Annotated in this window: 15 protein-coding genes and 4 tRNA genes; 13 read left to right on the forward strand and 6 right to left on the reverse strand. The window is 38.9% G+C overall.

Translation table 11 applies throughout. From position 1 onward, the window contains the following. The first annotated feature begins 73 nt into the window (after positions 1–73). The 8 genes from adhE to nusG all read left to right on the forward strand — a co-directional run bounded on the left by adhE (position 74) and on the right by nusG (position 6,381). The gene (gene adhE, locus RHO15_02715) at positions 74–2,734 is read left to right on the forward strand and encodes a bifunctional acetaldehyde-CoA/alcohol dehydrogenase (protein ID WVD64446.1); all 2,661 of its coding nucleotides are present in this window, start codon (positions 74–76) and stop codon (positions 2,732–2,734) included. A gap of 657 nt (positions 2,735–3,391) precedes the next feature. Next, positions 3,392–3,467: transfer RNA gene (locus RHO15_02720), tRNA-Thr, on the forward strand. A gap of 33 nt (positions 3,468–3,500) precedes the next feature. After that, positions 3,501–3,585 (forward strand) — tRNA-Tyr (locus tag RHO15_02725). Positions 3,586–3,755: 170 nt separating this feature from the next. Then, positions 3,756–3,830, forward strand: a tRNA-Gly gene (locus RHO15_02730). Positions 3,831–3,832: 2 nt separating this feature from the next. Next, positions 3,833–3,908, forward strand: a tRNA-Thr gene (locus RHO15_02735). Between the two features lie 184 nt (positions 3,909–4,092). Continuing rightward, positions 4,093–5,277, forward strand: a complete 1,185-nt coding sequence (tuf, locus tag RHO15_02740) for an elongation factor Tu (GenBank protein WVD64447.1) — start codon at positions 4,093–4,095, stop codon at positions 5,275–5,277. Between the two features lie 153 nt (positions 5,278–5,430). Then, positions 5,431–5,832, forward strand: coding sequence for a preprotein translocase subunit SecE (gene secE, locus RHO15_02745; GenBank protein WVD64448.1), 402 nt, complete (start codon positions 5,431–5,433; stop codon positions 5,830–5,832). A gap of 3 nt (positions 5,833–5,835) precedes the next feature. Beyond that, on the forward strand, positions 5,836–6,381 hold the full coding sequence (gene nusG / locus RHO15_02750) for a transcription termination/antitermination protein NusG (protein WVD64449.1): 546 nt from the start codon (positions 5,836–5,838) through the stop codon (positions 6,379–6,381). A gap of 145 nt (positions 6,382–6,526) precedes the next feature. Here nusG and RHO15_02755 read toward each other — a convergent pair whose 3' ends face one another. After that, positions 6,527–7,819, reverse strand: coding sequence for an NAD(P)/FAD-dependent oxidoreductase (locus tag RHO15_02755; GenBank protein WVD64450.1), 1,293 nt, complete (start codon positions 7,817–7,819; stop codon positions 6,527–6,529). A gap of 342 nt (positions 7,820–8,161) precedes the next feature. Here RHO15_02755 and RHO15_02760 point away from each other — a divergent pair, with 342 nt between their 5' ends. From RHO15_02760 to rraA, 5 genes are all read left to right on the forward strand, one after another. Beyond that, the gene (locus RHO15_02760) at positions 8,162–9,133 is read left to right on the forward strand and encodes an efflux RND transporter periplasmic adaptor subunit (protein ID WVD64451.1); all 972 of its coding nucleotides are present in this window, start codon (positions 8,162–8,164) and stop codon (positions 9,131–9,133) included. Further along, complete coding sequence (locus RHO15_02765; GenBank protein WVD64452.1) at positions 9,121–10,263, forward strand: ABC transporter permease; 1,143 nt, start codon at positions 9,121–9,123, stop codon at positions 10,261–10,263. Before RHO15_02760 ends, RHO15_02765 begins: the two co-directional genes overlap by 13 nt. Position 10,264: 1 nt before the next feature. Further along, a complete protein-coding gene (locus RHO15_02770; GenBank protein ID WVD64453.1) occupies positions 10,265–11,413 on the forward strand; it encodes an ABC transporter permease in 1,149 nt (382 codons plus the stop codon). Positions 11,414–11,486: 73 nt separating this feature from the next. After that, positions 11,487–12,395, forward strand: coding sequence for a 1,4-dihydroxy-2-naphthoate polyprenyltransferase (locus RHO15_02775; protein ID WVD64454.1), 909 nt, complete (start codon positions 11,487–11,489; stop codon positions 12,393–12,395). 80 nt (positions 12,396–12,475) lie between these two features. Continuing rightward, positions 12,476–12,964 carry a ribonuclease E activity regulator RraA gene (rraA, locus tag RHO15_02780; GenBank protein WVD64455.1) on the forward strand — a complete coding sequence of 163 codons (489 nt, stop codon included), beginning with the start codon at positions 12,476–12,478 and terminating at the stop codon, positions 12,962–12,964. Between the two features lie 97 nt (positions 12,965–13,061). Here rraA and RHO15_02785 read toward each other — a convergent pair whose 3' ends face one another. The 5 genes from RHO15_02785 to rpsL form a co-directional block, all read right to left on the reverse strand. Then, entirely contained in the window at positions 13,062–13,667 is a 606-nt protein-coding gene (locus RHO15_02785; GenBank protein WVD64456.1) for an NAD(P)H-dependent oxidoreductase, read from the reverse strand. A gap of 265 nt (positions 13,668–13,932) precedes the next feature. Next, entirely contained in the window at positions 13,933–15,117 is a 1,185-nt protein-coding gene (gene tuf / locus RHO15_02790; protein WVD64457.1) for an elongation factor Tu, read from the reverse strand. Between the two features lie 68 nt (positions 15,118–15,185). Beyond that, positions 15,186–17,297: an elongation factor G gene (fusA, locus tag RHO15_02795; GenBank protein ID WVD64458.1), complete on the reverse strand. Its 2,112-nt coding sequence runs from the start codon at positions 17,295–17,297 to the stop codon at positions 15,186–15,188. A gap of 107 nt (positions 17,298–17,404) precedes the next feature. Further along, a complete protein-coding gene (gene rpsG, locus RHO15_02800; GenBank protein ID WVD64459.1) occupies positions 17,405–17,875 on the reverse strand; it encodes a 30S ribosomal protein S7 in 471 nt (156 codons plus the stop codon). A gap of 93 nt (positions 17,876–17,968) precedes the next feature. Next, complete coding sequence (gene rpsL, locus RHO15_02805) at positions 17,969–18,343, reverse strand: 30S ribosomal protein S12 (GenBank protein ID WVD64460.1); 375 nt, start codon at positions 18,341–18,343, stop codon at positions 17,969–17,971. Positions 18,344–18,549 lie beyond the last annotated feature (206 nt).

The raw sequence follows: 18,549 nt of genomic DNA on the forward strand, positions 1-18,549 counted from the left end.
AAAATTAACATGTAAAACATGTCCAAGGCGTTCCGTTTTTAAACTTTAAATTTTAAAATTCAGGAGATGTTCTATGGCAGTAACCAATAGTCGTGAGTTAAATGATTTAGTCGCTCGAGTCAAAAAAGCACAGGAAATTTATGCAACTTATACACAAGAACAAGTTGATAAAATTTTCAGAGCTGCGTCAGTAGCCGCTGCTGCTGCTCGTATTCCATTGGCACAGCAAGCAGTAGCTGAATCAGGTATGGGTATTGTTGAAGATAAGGTGATAAAAAACCTCTATGCTTCAGAGTATATTTATAATAAATATAAAGATGAGAAGACGTGCGGCGTCCTTGATGAGAATGAACAGTTTGGTACGATGATTATCGCTGAACCGTTAGGTATCATTTGTGGGATTGTGCCAACGACGAACCCAACTTCAACCGCCATTTTCAAATCATTAATTAGTCTTAAAACGCGTAATGCAATTATCTTTTCTCCACATCCACGAGCAAAAAACTGTACTAATGCTGCAGCTAAATTAGTTTTAGATGCCGCTGTTGCTGCTGGTGCGCCCAAAGATATCATTGGCTGGATTGATGAGCCAACGATTGAATTATCCAATGAGCTGATGCACCATCCTGACGTGACGACGATTCTGGCAACGGGTGGTCCTGGTATGGTTAAAGCCGCTTATAGTTCGGGTAAACCGGCCATTGGTGTGGGGGCAGGGAATACCCCTGTCGTTATTGATGAAACTGCGGACTTACGTCGTGCTGTTGCTTCAGTGCTGATGTCAAAAACCTTCGATAATGGGATGATTTGTGCTTCAGAACAAGCAATTGTTGTGGTTGACAAAGTCTATAATCAAGTGCGTGATCTACTTATTGAATACGGCGCTTATGTGCTCGATCCAAAAGAGACAAAGGCTGTTGCATCAATTATCTTAAATGATAAAGGTGCAGTCAATGCCAATATCGTTGGACAGTCTGCCGCGAAAATTGCACAGCTCGCTGGCTTTACCGTTCCAGCTGCTGCGAAAGTATTAGTTGGTGAAGCGGCTAATGTCGATATTTCTGAGCCATTTGCTCATGAAAAATTATCGCCAACTTTAGGAATGTTCCGAGCAAAAGACTTTAACGACGCGGTCGCAAAAGCGGAAAAACTTGTCGCAATGGGCGGTATTGGCCATACTTCTGTACTCTACACTGATCAAGATAATCATAAAGATCGCGTTGGTTATTTTGGTAGTCGTATGAAAACTTGTCGAATTTTAATTAATCAGCCTTCTTCTCATGGTGGTATCGGTGATCTTTATAACTTTAATTTATCACCGTCGTTAACATTAGGTTGTGGTTCTTGGGGAAACAACTCCGTTTCTGAAAATGTTGGACCAAAACACTTAATTAACAAAAAAACTGTTGCGAAGAGAGCTGAAAATATGTTGTGGCACAAACTTCCTAAATCAATTTACTTCCGTCGTGGTTGTTTACCAATTGCATTAAATGAAATCATTGATAATGGTGCGAAAAAAGTCCTAATCGTGACTGATAAATTCTTATTTAGTAATGGTTATACCAAACCGATTGTCGATCAACTTGAAAAAGGTGGTGTGTTAACACAGGTTTTCTTTGATGTTGAAGCCGATCCGACATTAAGTGTTGTCAATAAAGGCGCTGCACTATTAGCTGATTTCCAACCTGATACGATCATTGCTGTTGGTGGTGGTTCGGCGATGGATGCGGCCAAATTGATGTGGGTTATCTATGAGCATCCAGAAGTCGAATTTTCTGAACTGGCATTGCGTTTTATGGATATCCGTAAACGTGTGTGTGGCTTCCCTAAATTAGGTGTCAAAGCGCAATTAGTCTGTGTGACAACCACCTCTGGTACTGGCTCTGAAGTCACACCATTTACGATTGTGACCGATGATGAGACGCATCAAAAATATGCGTTGGCAGATTATGAATTAACGCCTAATATGGCGATTGTCGATGCTAATTTAGTGATGGGAATGCCGAAGTCTTTATGTGCATTTGGTGGGATTGATGCGGTCACGCATGCAACTGAGGCTTATGTATCAGTGCTGGCCAACGAATACTCTGATGGACAAGCATTAAATTCGCTTAAATTGTTAAAAGAGTACTTACCAGCAAGTTATAATGAAGGGGCGAAAAATCCTGTTGCGCGTGAGAAAGTGCATAATGCGGCAACTATCGCAGGTATCGCATTTTCACAAGCATTTTTAGGCATTTGTCACTCAATGGCGCATAAGCTTGGGGCGGCTTTCCATGTACCACATGGTTTAGCCAATGCATTATTATTAACGAATGTTATTCGTTTTAATGCAACTGATAAACCAACTAAACAGGCTACGTTTAGCCAATATGGTTATCCTCAAGCTATTAAACGTTATGCCGAAATTGCTGATCATCTAGATTTAACTTCAAAATCTGACTCGAATGAGTTGAAAGTGGAGAAATTGATTCAATGGATCGAGACGCTTAAAGCGGAAATCAATATCCCAACTTCTATAAAAGAGGCGGGTGTTGATGAGCAAGCGTTCCTTGCGGCGGTTGATGAATTAGCGGTTAATGCCTTTGATGACCAATGTACTGGTGCGAATCCGCGTTATCCTCTGATTGCTGAGTTAAAACAGATCTATTTAGACTCATACTATGGTCGTCCATATAAAGATGGTGTCGTTGATCAAGTAAAACCTGTTAAAAGTACAGCTAAAAAGAAATAAGCCAGTACTTAGACGATATTAATGAAATCCTATCGTGAAGACGATAGGATTTTTTTATGCCTGAAAATAGTCAATCACACCTTAATCCCAACCTCGTCATAATAAAAAGAGTTCCAGATCATGGATGATTAGAGAGTTGCGCTTATTGATGAGTACTGAATACCACATTCCCTATTATTTTGTTGGCTATGTCTATCTTAAATAATGTCATAAGCATAGTTTTAACGAGTCTATTTCAACGTACTTAGGATGAGAGGAGGGGATAACTAATAATTTTATGGCAATTTAGCCCCCCAACTATGAATATTTATTCGATATTTTTGAGTGAAAAGTGAGCATTTGATTTTTAATAAACAATATCATGTTATTTTTTATTGAGATAATGACCTTTTATTTCTAAAAAATTGTGTGAAATTAATGCAGTTAATGAAAATTAAAACCAATATCCACTGATTTTTTATTTAATCAAACATGTATTGGTTAAGTTGTTGTAATTAAATGTGTTATTTTTATTTTAGCTATCTTTTTATACTATGCCTAATCATATGTACCGCTTGAAAAATAGATTTTATGGATTTTTTTTAATCAAACAAATTAAAATTTAAAATTAGGGCTTGCCAAGGTGTGGGAATCTGGTCTACAATGCGCAGCACTTAGGCCGGCTTAGCTCAGTAGGTAGAGCAACTGACTTGTAATCAGTAGGTCGCCAGTTCGATTCCGGCAGCCGGCACCATTTAATCCTAAGTACTAAAATTTGAATTATCGGGGTGGGGTTCCCGAGCGGCCAAAGGGAGCAGACTGTAAATCTGCCGTGTCACACTTCGAAGGTTCGAATCCTTCCCCCACCACCATTTGATATTTAAATATATGGTGTATAATATTAGATAGTTAGGAAAAGGATATCAAAGAGTTTTCTCAATTCACCTAATCCTACAGTGTCGTGCAAACAAATTTAAATTATTGTTCAGTATGTACGTTTATCTAATCTATAGAAGCATTTTTAGTAGCCGAGTTTGATCTAGCGGGCATCGTATAATGGCTATTACCTCAGCCTTCCAAGCTGATGATGCGGGTTCGATTCCCGCTGCCCGCTCCAATGCTGATATAGCTCAGTTGGTAGAGCGCACCCTTGGTAAGGGTGAGGCCGGCAGTTCGAATCTGCCTATCAGCACCAGTCGCTTAACTTTCTTCGCCTCCTAATCTTTAATGCTTGTCACATCATATCTTATTCTGATATTATTCAGAGCTAATTTTCAAATTAGTATTATGCTTACATTTTCGTTATGATTATTTTAGTGTATAATGCTGAGTTGACGTGGTGATTTTCCACCGATTTGTATTACTTAGAGGGACTGTCGATGTCTAAAGAAAAATTTGAACGTAAAAAACCCCATGTTAACGTCGGTACAATCGGCCACGTTGACCATGGTAAAACAACTTTAACAGCAGCAATTACTTCTGTATTAGCAAAAAAATACGGCGGTAGCGCACGAGCATTCGATCAAATCGATAATGCACCAGAAGAAAAAGCACGTGGTATTACCATCAATACCTCACACGTAGAATATGATACACCGACTCGTCACTACGCACACGTAGACTGCCCGGGCCATGCTGACTATGTTAAAAACATGATCACAGGTGCAGCGCAGATGGATGGAGCTATCCTAGTTGTAGCTGCAACAGATGGTCCAATGCCACAAACACGTGAGCACATCCTTTTAGGTCGTCAGGTAGGTGTACCTTACATCATCGTATTCTTAAACAAATGTGATATGGTTGATGATGAAGAGCTATTAGAATTAGTCGAGATGGAAGTACGTGATTTACTATCACAATATGATTTCCCAGGTGATGATACACCAATCATTCGTGGTTCAGCGTTACAAGCATTAAACGGCGTGCCAGAGTGGGAAGAGAAGATTATCGAATTAGCAAGCGTTCTAGATAGTTATATCCCAGAGCCAGAGCGTGATATCGATAAACCATTCCTATTACCAATTGAAGATGTATTCTCAATTTCAGGTCGTGGTACGGTCGTAACAGGCCGTGTTGAGCGTGGTATTATTAAAGTTGGTGAAGAAGTTGAAATTGTGGGTATTAAACCGACAGTAAAAACGACTTGTACAGGTGTTGAGATGTTCCGTAAACTGCTTGACGAAGGTCGTGCAGGTGAGAACGTAGGTGTGTTATTACGTGGTACAAAACGTGAAGAAATCGAACGTGGCCAAGTATTAGCGAAACCAGGTTCAATCAAACCACATACTGATTTCGAATCAGAAGTGTATATCCTGAGCAAAGATGAAGGTGGTCGTCATACGCCATTCTTCAAAGGATATCGTCCACAGTTCTATTTCCGTACAACTGACGTAACAGGTACAATCGAGTTACCGGAAGGCGTAGAGATGGTAATGCCAGGCGATAACATCAAGATGGTCGTATCATTAATTCACCCAATCGCGATGGCAGAAGGTTTACGTTTTGCAATCCGTGAAGGTGGTCGCACTGTTGGTGCGGGCGTTGTAGCTAAAATTATTAAGTAATAGCGAACTATTTGCTTAATTATTAGAAAGGGTGTCGTTGGATACCCTTTCTTATCTTAAATATTATGCTAGAATTCATTCCATAATATATTTGTACCAAGTATTTTTATGGAATAAATTTTAATACGATAACTAATATGAAATGGGTTTGATATGCGTGTAAATAGTGAACACCAAGAAACAGGAACAACGTTCGATAAATTTAAGTGGTTGGTTGTTTTTGCTCTATTTATTGTAATTGTTTGGGGGAATTTTTACTTTTCTGAACCAAACCCTGTTTATCAGGCGAATGGTATTGTAAGAATTATTGCTGTGGTTGTGCTTTCTGTCCTTGCGTTATTGCTTGCGGCAAATACTTATAAAGGAAAACAGTTCCTAGTATTTGCAAAAGAGTCTCGTTTAGAAGCACGTAAAGTTGTATGGCCTAGTCGTCGTGAAACTGTTCAAACAACATTAATTATTGCGGTAGTCACTATCATCTCATCATTATTCTTATGGGGATTAGATAGTATTATGATTCGTCTAGTTTCTTTCTTTACCATGCTAGGACACTAGAATATGAGCGATACACAAAATAAACGTTGGTATGTTATTCAAGCTTACTCTGGGTATGAAGGCCGAGTAGCCCAGTCATTACGTGAGTACATTAAACTTCACAGTATGGAAAATGACTTTGGTGAGATTCTGGTACCGACAGAAGAAGTTGTTGAAATGAAAGGTGGTCAACGCCGTAAAAGTGAACGTAAATTCTTTCCAGGTTATGTTTTAGTTGAAATGGCTATGAACGATGCGACATGGCATCTGGTTAAAAGTGTACCGAGAACCATGGGTTTTATCGGTGGAACATCAGATCGTCCTGCGCCAATTAGTCAACGTGAAGTTGATGCGATCATGAATCGTTTACAGCAAGTGGGTGATAAACCACGTCCTAAAACATTATTTGAACCAGGTGAATTGGTTCGTGTGGCTGAAGGTCCTTTTGCTGACTTTAACGGTGTTGTTGAAGAAGTTGATTATGAGAAGAGCCGTTTGAAGGTTTCGGTGTCTATTTTTGGACGTTCAACACCAGTAGAACTTGATTTTAGTCAGGTCGAAAAGAGCTAAGATAGCTTAAATTGATTAATGATATTCAAATGACAAAGCCGAGTAAATGCTCGGTTTTTTTATGTCTGGATTTTACCCATGCAATAAAATTTCACATAAAAAAAGAGGCTAGATAACTAGCCTCTTTTTCATCTTGAGAAAACGATTAATCTAATTTCAAGGTCGGTCTTACCGAACGAATCACTCTGCTTGCCATAATTAAACGAAATGTTTTGATCAAACCATATAGAGCTGATTGATGCATACGATACAGCATACGATAGATCATATGGGCTGGTGCACCTTTGACTATCATACTCGATTTACCAACTGTGCTAACCGTGCCTTGAGCAGTGTGGGCAAGTGAGATGATTGTGCCTTTATCTTTATATTTAAACTGGCCCATTGATGCGTCATTGAGATAGCTGATAATGTTTTTGGCTGCTAATTTGGCCATCTGATGAGCGGCTTGTGCGGTTGGTGGTGTAAAACCGCCTTCGGGTTTTGCGCATGAAGCACAATCACCGATAGCGAAAATGCTGTCATCTCTGGTGGTTTGTAATGTCGGTTTCACGACTAATTGATTTGACCGACTATTCTCTAAACCGCCAATATCTCTTAAGAAATCCGGTGCTTTGACGCCTGCAGCCCATATCATCATGTCGGCAGCAATTTTATCGCCTTCTTTCGGATAAAAACCACTTTCATCCGCTTTGGTCACCATGGTTTTAGTTAGCACTTTAACGCCCATCTCTTCTAATTTTTGATGAATACTGGCAGAGAGCTTTTCAGGTAGAACCGGCAGGATTCGATCGGTTGCCTCGACTAATGTTACATTCAGCATTTTGCCATTTATTTTGGCAAAACCGTAGTCGGATAACTTATCAGCCATGCTGAATAATTCTGAGGCGAGCTCAACGCCTGTCGCGCCACCACCGACAATGGCAATATTAATCGTATTAGTTTGCGGACAATCGATCCCTGATGAGAAACGGAATAGACGAGTTAGGATGTTATGTCTAAAATGTTTTGCCTGAATATGATCATCTAAAAAGATACAGTTTTCTTTCACACCAGGTGTACCAAAGTCATTACATTGGCTACCAATCGCCATTACCAGGACATCGTAAGTGAGTTTTTCTTCAGGGAAAATGACATCACCTTGAGCATTTTTTACTTCAGATACCGTTATTTGTTTGTTTTCTTTATCAATGCCTAATAATGAACCTTGATGAAAAGAGAAGTTATTTCGTTTGCCTTGAGCCAGATAATTGACTTCATCAATGTTATCATCAAGAACGCCTGTCGCTATCTCATGTAATAATGGTTTCCATAAATGACTTGGATTTCGATCAACAAGAGTAATTTTTGCTTTTTGCGATTTTCCTAATTTTTGGCCTAATTCTGTTGCTAATTCCAAGCCACCAGCACCACCACCGACAATAATAATATTTTTCATGTTTATTCCATTTTAATATTGAATTAGTTATATCATACGAAATTAGTCAACTTTTATCTAATTAATTTAATAGATTCCATCTATAAATGTAATCTATCGAACTTTATTATGATTTTATCTCGTTGAATTAATGTTATTATCACATTATGAATGTTTTTTATCAATTTCTTATCATTTATTGATTATATGATTAACTTATTTTCATTTTTTTTAAGCTTTATGTGTTTTTTTTAATATAATAGATATCAGATTTAATTTTCTGATATATAATAATCTCTATTATTTTTACAGAAATGACAGTCCTTGTTTATTTCAACTCTTATACTTCAATTATGATCTCTTATGAATAAAAAAATATTTTTTGTCCTCTTATTGATGATATTAGCCGTGGCCATGACCATCCTTATCCGCGCTTATAATAGTGACTTAGTTTTGCAGGGTGAGGTTGATGCCCCCCAAGTCAATGTAGCCTCTAAAGCGAAAGGACGCGTCATTAATATTCATGTGAACCGTGGTGATGATGTTCAAGAGAATGATCTGCTTATCACGCTTGATAGTCCAGAATTAACTGCACAAGTGAAAGCCACTGAAGCGGCGAGAGATCAGGCTAAATTGCAGCTAGAATTGTCGAAAAATGGCACACGCGAAGAGAGTATTCGTTATTACCAAGCCTTGCTCGATGAGGCTAAAGTCGATTATTCCAATGCTGTAAAAGAGTATGATCGAAACAACTCTATTGCCAGTAAAGGTTATGTCTCTCAGTCAACACTTGACAGTTTATTGAAAACGAAACAGACTGCTTATCAACAAGTAATGGTTGCGCAAGCAAATTTAGATCAAGCCGTTCATGGCGATCGTGCCGAGCAACAGGCGATTTATGCCGCTAAGCTAGAACAGTCTGAAGAAGAGCTTAAAGAGCTGATGATTCAATATAACGATTTGGCTGTTCGCGCTCCCGTTAGTGGGGAAGTCGGTTCAATTCCAGCCGAAGTCGGTGAGCTATTTAACGCGTCGAGTCCTTTACTCACGTTGATACGGTTACCACAAACCTATTTCATTTTTAATCTTAGAGAAGATCTACTCGCGAATATTAGAAAAGGTCAGCATGTGACATTGACGATCCCTGCGTTAGGTCATAAAGAGGTTGAAGCAGAAGTGCGGTATATTGCTGCGATGGGAGACTTTGCCGTCAAACGTGCAACCCGTGCGACAGGCGATTTTGATTTAAAAACATTTGAAGTGCGTATTTATCCCGTCACACCTATTGAAGGATTGCGCCCAGGCATGAGCGTATTGTGGCAATGGAAACACTAAATTGGTTTTTTACCCGTTTTAAAAACTCATTTGAGGGGGAAGTTAGGCAGTTATTCACACAATTCACTTATCATTTATTATTGTGGATTATGCCATTAGCTGTTTACTCACTGATTAGCAGTATTTTCGTTGCCGGCGTGATTTATGATTTACCTGTTGGTTTTGTTGATCAAGATCGCAGTGAGTTATCCAGAACGATTATTCGTGATTTTGATGCGGGCCCACATGCCAAACTGATAAATTACGACAATCGCTTAAATGATGCGACTGAAGGGTTAAAAAAGGCTAAAATTTATGCCTTATTGTACATTCCGCCTGAATTTGAAAGTGATACTTTAGCGGGTAAGCAGCCAACCCCAATACTGTATTACAATGCCTTATATTATAGTGCAGGTTTGTATTCGACTATGGATTACTCCGGGCTGATTACGCAGCTAAACTCGAGTTATACCTCAATCATGGCATCAAAAACAGGTTTAGCTGTACCTGGCCTTGCGAAATTAAATTTTATTTATGATGGACTATTTAATCCAACAGGCAACTCCCGATACTATCAACAGTTTTCTGCGGTCGTCCATTTGTTACAACTACTGGTCGTGACGATGACGATACATCTATTAGGCAAAATGTCGCGTAGAACACCGGTGAGTTATCCTTATATTCTTGGTAAATTAGCGCCTTATACATTGTGGTATACCTGTTTATTATTATTTGAAATTGCTATTCAAGTCCTGCTGTCTGGTGCAAGAGTCAGTAGTAATCCTATTTATATGATTTTCGTCGTATTTTTCTATGTTATTGCGGCGCAGAGCATGGGAATGCTGTTATATACTTTTACGCGTTCAGTCATGACAGCCTATAGTTTGATTGGTATTTTAGTCGGTCTAGCATTAACCTATTCTGGTGTGATGGTGCCAGAGATCTCCATGCCGAAAATAGCTCAAATTATTTCACATCTTGAGCCCCTGACTTATGCGCTAAGTACCTTATTCGGTATCTTTTTAAGACACGTAGATTTTATTACAGTATTAAAAACTTGTGCGATATTGTTGGTTTATCCTTTCCTGGTGACCTTTATTATAAGACGACGTTTAGTTAAGCGATTACAACAAAAAGAGGTGCTAGAATAAAATGTCGCTTTATTGGAAATCCTTCAAAGATATATTAATTCGTTTATTAACTAAGCCGATATGGATGATGTTATTTATCTCATTAGCCTTGATGGGATTGGTCTATATGAATCAAACGATTCGTGATCTGCCGGTAGCAGTTATTGATCTTGATCACTCAACAACTAGTCGAGATTTGATTCGTCAGCTTAATACCAGTTCAAAAATCGAAGTGATACCTTATAGTGATATTCCGCAAGCGATTGCGGATATAAATAATCAGAAAATTTTTGCCGCGATAGTTATTCCAAACCATTTTGAAGCTTTTTTAATGAAAAATAAAGATGTGACGGTTCTCGGTTATGGGGATGCATCAAATCGGTTAGCTAACGGTCTTATTCAACAAGATATTCTGGCTTCTTATAAGGCTTTTCTGGCTAGTTTCCATAATAATACGATGAGAAATAGTGGATTTCAGGATGAGCAGATTGATATCATTTTAAATCCAATTCGTAGTCAAACGGTTGCGCTGTTTAATCCTGGCGCAAATTTTGCCGCGATCACTTTCCCTGGTCTGCTCGTCATGTTACTCCAGCATTCCTTGATGATTGCATCAACCCGAACGAACATTGCGCTGCATAGTTTACCGCAAGGTAAGCCGCCGAAAGCGGTCTTTTTAGGTAGTTTATCGGCACTGGTACCGATTTGGTTATTTCTCTCAATCATACTGTTTGTGCTTTGGCCATGGGTGCTTGGTTACCGGCAATTAGCGTCAATTCCGGTTATTTTGATGATGACTTTTCCCTTTTTATTTGCGGTAATTGGTCTAAGTAAATTGCTCACGGAGTGTTTAAGACGGGTTGAGATGATCTATTTAACATTATCTTTCTTAACTACGCCGGTTTTCTATCTTTCAGGAACAATTTGGCCACTTGAAGCCATGCCAACATGGGTATGGTGTATTTCTCATTTGCTTCCATCAACGTGGGCAGTGAATATGATTGCTGGTGTCAATCAAATGGGTTTAAGCTTATCTAGTGTTGGTTTTAACATGTTAATGCTCTTTTTGCTTGGATGTTTTTATATCATTTTGGGTTTGTTTATTTCGGGATTACGCAATGGTACTCTTCGACAACGTTTCAATTTTTCATCACGCAGCAAAATAAACTAATCTAATCTTACTTTATTTATCATGTGTTAACGATTATTCTTAATAGTATGAATAATAAGGTTTAATTACATTGATGAAATATCGCATTTATTTATCTGCCTGGGTGAGTAGTTTAAGATTAAAAACTTTACCGCTAGCTATTTCAGCTATTTTAGTGGGTAACGTTTTGGCTTACTGGCAAAAACAATTTGATTGGCTGATTATGCTTTTGTGTATAACCACCGCAGCGTTGCTACAAATTTTAGCCAATCTTGCCAATGATTATGGTGATACGATTAAAGGGGTGGATAAACCAGACCGAATTGGGCCTAAGCGCGGCATTCAGCATCATTTGATAACCATCAAACAGCTCTCTATCGCTTTAATGATTAATGTGATTTTGGTTGTGATATTAGGTTTAATCCTGTTAGTGATTGCTAACTTAAATAGATCTGTTTTCTGGTTATTTATCATGTTAGGCCTATTGAGTATCATCGCGGCTATTACCTATACAATGGGCAATAAGCCTTATGGATATAATGGGCTGGGTGATATTTCAGTATTGCTGTTTTTTGGTATTATCAGTGTGATTGGAAGCTATTATCTTCAGACCAAAATATTATCATTATCTATTATTTTTCCTGCAATAGCCTGTGGTTTTCTATCGGTTGCTGTACTTAACATTAATAATTTAAGAGACAGGCAGAGTGATAGAATGAATAATAAAAAAACGCTCATTGTTTTTATTGGTGATAAATGGGGTCGTTACTATCATATTATATTATTAATAGTTGCAATGCTTCTGTTCAACTATTTTAATTATAATTACTTATCCAACCCGTGGAATAGCTTATGCTTGTTTATTATTCCGTTTTTTTATTTGATATGTTGTCGTGTATTGAAAGCAAAGAGGGCATATGAGTTTGCGGCACTATTTTTGCCGATGATCAAACTGTCATTAATAACGAATTTGTTGTTTTGTGTCGGCGTTCTACTGAGCTGATAAATTAACTGGCCAATTGGTTTTGCGTTAAATGGCTAATTAGCGTTATACTAAATGAAATTTTTTTATAGGAGCATGAAATGGAATGTGATACTTCAGTTCTTTGTGATTATTATCCTGAAGACGTTAATGTAGTAGAACCTTTATTTACAAATTTTGGTGGTATTACTTCCTTCTCAGGGCAGATAGTCACAGTTAAATGTTTTGAGGATAATGGTCTTTTATATGAACTTCTACAAGAAAGTGGTGTGGGTAAAGTCTTAGTCATTGATGGTGGCGGATCGGTGCGAAGAGCATTAGTCGATGCTGAACTCGTTGATATCGCTATTCAGAATCAATGGGAAGGCATCATTGTTTATGGTGCTGTGCGCCAGGTTGATTATTTAGCTGAAGCTGAAATCGGTATTCAGGCATTAGCTGCTATCCCAGTTGGTGCTGATGATCAAGGTATTGGCGAGAGTGATATTCGTGTCAATTTCGGTAGTGTGACATTTTTTTCTGGCGATTATTTATATGCAGATAATACGGGTATTATTTTATCTGAAATACCTTTAGAAATTGAAGATTAAAATGATTTGCTAAGATAGTATTACATTAGGCTATTAAGATGAACACCGCACAATAATCTGTTTTATTGTGCGGTGTTTTTTCATTTATACGTCTTGACTAAAGTTGGGCGATAGTTTTTTTTGCTTGTTCAAGTGAATGTTGACGCGTTTCCTCGTTCACATTCGTCCCTTCTGCACGAATCACTTGAATATTTTCAACACCAATTAAGCCTAGTACTGCTTTTAAATATGACTCTTGATGTTCAATATGACTCGCAGGTGGTTGACTATAGATACCACCTTGGGAAGATGCAATGATGACTTGCTTATTATTGACTAAGCCTTTAGGTCCTTGTGCAGTATAACTAAATGTTAGACCCGCCTGACAGATTTGGTCAACCCATGTTTTTAGATTGCTGCTAATGGTTAAATTATACATCGGTGCACCGATAACAATAATATCAGCTTCTTTTAATTCGGCAATGGCATCTAAAATAGCTTGATATTCTTGTTTTTGCTCTTGCGTTAGTGCCGAAGTATCATTCGTACGGACAGCATTAGCTACTGCTAGATTGAGGTGTTTTGGTGGATTTTGGCCTAAATCTTTTTCGATAATAGTCACATCGACATATTTATTTTTAAGGTGTACATTGATTTGATCGACAAGACTGTTTGAAACAGAGAATTCCCTTAGAATACTGCTTTTTAAGCTTAATATTTTCATTTTTTCCTCACTTAAATAATATTTTTAATTATGACTATAATTTTATACAATGCTAACTTGAATGATCGATTTATCGCATGCGTGCTTTTTTACCTGTAATGGATTCATCTATTTGTCAGGCTAACATAAGTCCAAAAATTGGCAAACGCAGATATCATACCATATTAATACTTGATTAAAAAAGTAGGGTAATATATTAGTTATTTTTCAGACATAAAAAAGGCTGCCTTATAGGCAGCCTTTTTATCAAGCAAAGTAAGTAAAATTACTTAATAATTTTAGCTACAACGCCCGCACCAACAGTGCGACCACCTTCACGGATTGCAAAACGTAAACCTTCTGCCATCGCGATTGGGTGAATTAATGATACGACCATCTTGATGTTATCGCCTGGCATTACCATCTCTACGCCTTCCGGTAACTCGATTGTACCTGTTACGTCAGTTGTACGGAAATAGAACTGTGGACGATATCCTTTGAAGAATGGCGTATGACGACCACCTTCATCTTTGCTCAGGATATACACTTCTGATTCGAAATCAGTATGTGGTTTGATTGAACCTGGTTTCGCTAATACTTGGCCACGTTCGATTTCTTCACGTTTTGTACCACGTAATAACACACCTACGTTCTCACCTGCACGACCTTCGTCAAGCAGTTTACGGAACATCTCAACACCTGTACAAGTCGTTTTTACTGTCGGTTTAATACCCACAATTTCAACTTCTTCACCAACTTTAATAATACCACGCTCAACACGGCCTGTTACGACCGTACCACGACCTGAAATTGAGAATACATCTTCAATTGGTAATAGGAATGGTTTATCGATATCACGCTCTGGCTCTGGGATATAACTATCTAGAACGCTTGCTAATTCGATAATCTTCTCTTCCCACTCTGGCACGCCGTTTAATGCTTGTAACGCTGAACCACGAATGATTGGTGTATCATCACCTGGGAAATCATATTGTGATAGTAAATCACGTACTTCCATCTCGACTAATTCTAATAGCTCTTCATCATCAACCATATCACATTTGTTTAAGAATACGATGATGTAAGGTACACCTACCTGACGACCTAAAAGGATGTGCTCACGTGTTTGTGGCATTGGACCATCTGTTGCAGCTACAACTAGGATAGCTCCATCCATCTGCGCTGCACCTGTGATCATGTTTTTAACATAGTCAGCATGGCCCGGGCAGTCTACGTGTGCGTAGTGACGAGTCGGTGTATCATATTCTACGTGTGAGGTATTGATGGTAATACCACGTGCTTTTTCTTCTGGTGCATTATCGATTTGATCGAATGCTCGTGCGCTACCGCCGTATTTTTTTGCTAATACAGAAGTAATTGCTGCTGTTAAAGTTGTTTTACCATGGTCAACGTGGCCGATTGTACCGACGTTAACATGGGGTTTTTTACGTTCAAATTTTTCTTTAGACATTTTCCATATTCCTTAACGAAAACTCTTCCCCACGATGGTAGGGAAGAGCAAAATTGGTTAACAATGAATTATTTAGCGTTACGCGCTTCAATAATTGCAGTTGCAATATTATTTGGTGTTTCATTGTACTTCAAGAACTCCATAGAGTATGAAGCACGGCCTTGCGTTTGTGAACGAAGGTCAGTTGCATAACCAAACATTTCAGACAATGGTACTTGTGCACGAACGATTTTACCAGTAGGGATATCATCCATACCTTCAATCATACCGCGACGACGGTTCAAGTCACCAATAACGTCTCCCATGTAGTCTTCAGGTGTTTCCACCTCAACTTTCATGATTGGCTCAAGCAATACTGGTTTCGCTCTTCTAAATCCTTCTTTAAACGCAAGTGAAGCAGCTAATTTAAACGCTAACTCAGAGGAGTCGACATCATGGTAAGAACCAAAATGTAAACGCACACCAAGATCAACTACTGGATAACCAGCAAGTGGACCTGCTTTAAGCTGTTCTTGGATACCTTTATCAACGGCTGGGATATATTCACCAGGAATTACACCACCTTTGATTTCGTTAACAAATTCGTAGCCTTTTTCGTTTGTGCCAGCTTCAAGCGGATATAGGTCGATAACAACATGACCATACTGACCGCGACCACCAGACTGTTTAGCATGTTTACCTTCAACATCTTTAACCAAGTCACGGATTGTTTCACGGTAAGCAACCTGAGGTTTACCTACGTTAGCTTCGACTTTAAACTCACGTTTCATACGGTCAACGATGATTTCAAGATGAAGTTCACCCATACCTGAAATGATTGTTTGACCAGACTCTTCATCAGTGTGAACACGGAAAGAAGGATCTTCTTGTGCAAGACGACCTAATGCTAAGCCCATTTTTTCTTGGTCAGCTTTAGTTTTAGGTTCAACAGCAACAGAGATAACTGGTTCAGGGAATTCCATTCTTTCTAGAATGATGGGTGCATTTTCAGCACACAGTGTATCACCTGTGGTTACATCTTTAAGACCGATTGCTGCTGCGATATCACCTGCGCGAACTTCTTTAATTTCTTCACGCTTGTTTGCATGCATTTGAACGATACGACCAAAACGTTCTTTTTTGTCTTTAACTGAGTTAAGCAGTGTATCACCAGAGTTAACCACACCAGAATAAACACGGAAGAACGTTAAGTTACCCACAAATGGGTCAGTTGCAATTTTAAATGCTAATGCAGAGAACGGCTCATCATCACTAGAGTGACGTTCTGCTGGCTGACCATTTTGTAGTTCGCCTTTAATTGCTGGAACGTCTGTTGGTGATGGTAGATACTCGATAACTGCATCAAGCATAAACTGAACGCCTTTATTTTTAAATGCACTACCACAAGTAACTAGGATAATTTCGTTCGCAAGAACACGTTGACGTAATGCTAATTTAACTTCTTCTTCAGTTAAATCTTCTCCGCCAAGGTATTTTTCCATTAGCTCTTCATTCGCTTCAGCTGCTGCTTCGATCAGATTACCACGGTGCTCTTCAACAAGATCAACCATATCTGCAGGGATATCTTCGTAAACAAAGCTTGTACCCTGATCGGCATCATTCCAGTTAATGGCTTTACGTTTTAATAGATCGATAACACCTGTAAATCCTTCTTCAGCACCAATTGGTAATACAAGTGGAACCGGAACCGCAGCTAAACGTGTTTTGATTTGTTCAACAACACGTAAAAAGTTAGCACCCATACGGTCCATTTTGTTTACAAATGCGATACGTGGAACATGATATTTGTTCGCTTGACGCCATACTGTCTCTGATTGAGGTTGAACACCACCAACCGCACAGTAAACCATAACAGCACCATCAAGAACACGCATTGAACGTTCAACTTCGATAGTAAAGTCAACGTGGCCTGGGGTATCAATGATGTTTACACGGTGTGGTTCAAACTGTTTGGCCATTCCTGACCAGAAAGCCGTGGTTGCCGCAGAGGTAATAGTAATACCACGCTCTTGTTCCTGTTCCATCCAGTCCATTGTTGCGGCACCATCATGTACCTCACCCAATTTATGGTTTACACCGGTATAGAACAAAATACGTTCTGTTGTCGTAGTTTTACCTGCGTCAATATGTGCACTGATACCGATATTACGGTAGCGTGCAATAGGAGTTGTACGAGCCATTTTAATCCTCTAATTTAGTCGTTCGTTAATTTGTTTTAACTTTAATCAGTCTTTTACAGGCTATGCGAAGCAATAAACATTCGCATAGCTTGAGAAAAGTCTGAAAACTACCAACGGTAGTGTGCGAACGCTCTATTAGCTTCGGCCATACGATGAACATCTTCACGTTTTTTCACTGCAGAACCTTTGTTATCAGCAGCATCAGATAATTCATTTGCAAGGCGTAAAGCCATTGATTTATCACCGCGTTTACGGGCAGCGTCTACAATCCAACGCATACCTAGTGCATTACGACGTACTGGACGTACTTCCACTGGTACTTGATAGGTAGAACCGCCAACACGGCGAGATTTAACTTCTACTGTAGGTCTTACGTTATCTAAAGCAATTTCAAAAGCTTCTAAATGACTTTTACCTGAACGCTCAGCAAGCGTATCAAGTGCTGAGTAGACGATTGATTCAGCAACAGATTTTTTACCATCTACCATTAAAATATTAACAAATTTTGCCAGTAATTCTGATCCGAACTTAGGATCTGGAAGAATTTTACGTTGACCGGCAGCATGACGACGAGCCATGATATACTCCGTTTTATCTAAAATTTTCAGGTTACCCAAAACTCAATGAGTTAATTGGAATGTAAATGTTTGGCCTTACTTAACGGAGAACCATTAAGACTTAGGTCTTTTAACACCGTATTTAGAACGTGATTGTTTACGATCTTTAACACCAGCACAGTCAAGTGCGCCACGGACGGTGTGATAACGAACACCTGGTAAGTCTTTAACACGACCACCACGAATTAAAATAACTGAGTGCTCTTGTAGGTTATGACCTTCACCACCGATATACGAGGTAACTTCATAGCCATTAGTTAAACGAACACGGCATACTTTACGTAATGCTGAGTTTGGTTTTTTAGGTGTAGTTGTGTAAACACGTGTACATACACCACGCTTTTGCGGGCATGCTTCAAGCGCTGGAACGTTGCTTTTCGCAGGTTTCATTGCTCTTGGTTTGCGTACCAGCTGATTAATTGTTGCCATTAACAAGCTCCTGAATTTACTTAAAATTTTATAAAATAAAATGCTTTTTCGATACGTAATAACACCCCTGCACCGAGTAGATACAGTTCTGGGGTCGCAAAATTCTAGTCCTCAAAGCGGTAAATGTCAAGTTTTTGCTGCTTATCTGACGAGATGGAACCGGGATAAGATTTCTGTTTATTGAACAGATATTGATTAACCAGTCA

It is taken from the genome of Orbaceae bacterium lpD01 (assembly GCA_036251705.1).
Lineage (GTDB): Bacteria > Pseudomonadota > Gammaproteobacteria > Enterobacterales > Orbaceae > Utexia > Utexia brackfieldae.

Excerpts from the sequence above, each read along its gene's own strand:
- adhE (WVD64446.1), top strand. The coding sequence starts at position 74 with ATGGCAGTAACCAATAGTCGTGAGTTAAATGATTTAGTCGCTCGAGTC.
- tuf (WVD64447.1), top strand. The coding sequence starts at position 4,093 with ATGTCTAAAGAAAAATTTGAACGTAAAAAACCCCATGTTAACGTCGGT.
- secE (WVD64448.1), top strand. The coding sequence starts at position 5,431 with ATGCGTGTAAATAGTGAACACCAAGAAACAGGAACAACGTTCGATAAA.
- nusG (WVD64449.1), top strand. The coding sequence starts at position 5,836 with ATGAGCGATACACAAAATAAACGTTGGTATGTTATTCAAGCTTACTCT.
- RHO15_02755 (WVD64450.1), bottom strand. The coding sequence starts at position 7,819 with ATGAAAAATATTATTATTGTCGGTGGTGGTGCTGGTGGCTTGGAATTA.
- RHO15_02760 (WVD64451.1), top strand. The coding sequence starts at position 8,162 with ATGAATAAAAAAATATTTTTTGTCCTCTTATTGATGATATTAGCCGTG.
- RHO15_02765 (WVD64452.1), top strand. The coding sequence starts at position 9,121 with ATGGAAACACTAAATTGGTTTTTTACCCGTTTTAAAAACTCATTTGAG.
- RHO15_02770 (WVD64453.1), top strand. The coding sequence starts at position 10,265 with ATGTCGCTTTATTGGAAATCCTTCAAAGATATATTAATTCGTTTATTA.
- RHO15_02775 (WVD64454.1), top strand. The coding sequence starts at position 11,487 with ATGAAATATCGCATTTATTTATCTGCCTGGGTGAGTAGTTTAAGATTA.
- rraA (WVD64455.1), top strand. The coding sequence starts at position 12,476 with ATGGAATGTGATACTTCAGTTCTTTGTGATTATTATCCTGAAGACGTT.
- RHO15_02785 (WVD64456.1), bottom strand. The coding sequence starts at position 13,667 with ATGAAAATATTAAGCTTAAAAAGCAGTATTCTAAGGGAATTCTCTGTT.
- tuf (WVD64457.1), bottom strand. The coding sequence starts at position 15,117 with ATGTCTAAAGAAAAATTTGAACGTAAAAAACCCCATGTTAACGTCGGT.
- fusA (WVD64458.1), bottom strand. The coding sequence starts at position 17,297 with ATGGCTCGTACAACTCCTATTGCACGCTACCGTAATATCGGTATCAGT.
- rpsG (WVD64459.1), bottom strand. The coding sequence starts at position 17,875 with ATGGCTCGTCGTCATGCTGCCGGTCAACGTAAAATTCTTCCAGATCCT.
- rpsL (WVD64460.1), bottom strand. The coding sequence starts at position 18,343 with ATGGCAACAATTAATCAGCTGGTACGCAAACCAAGAGCAATGAAACCT.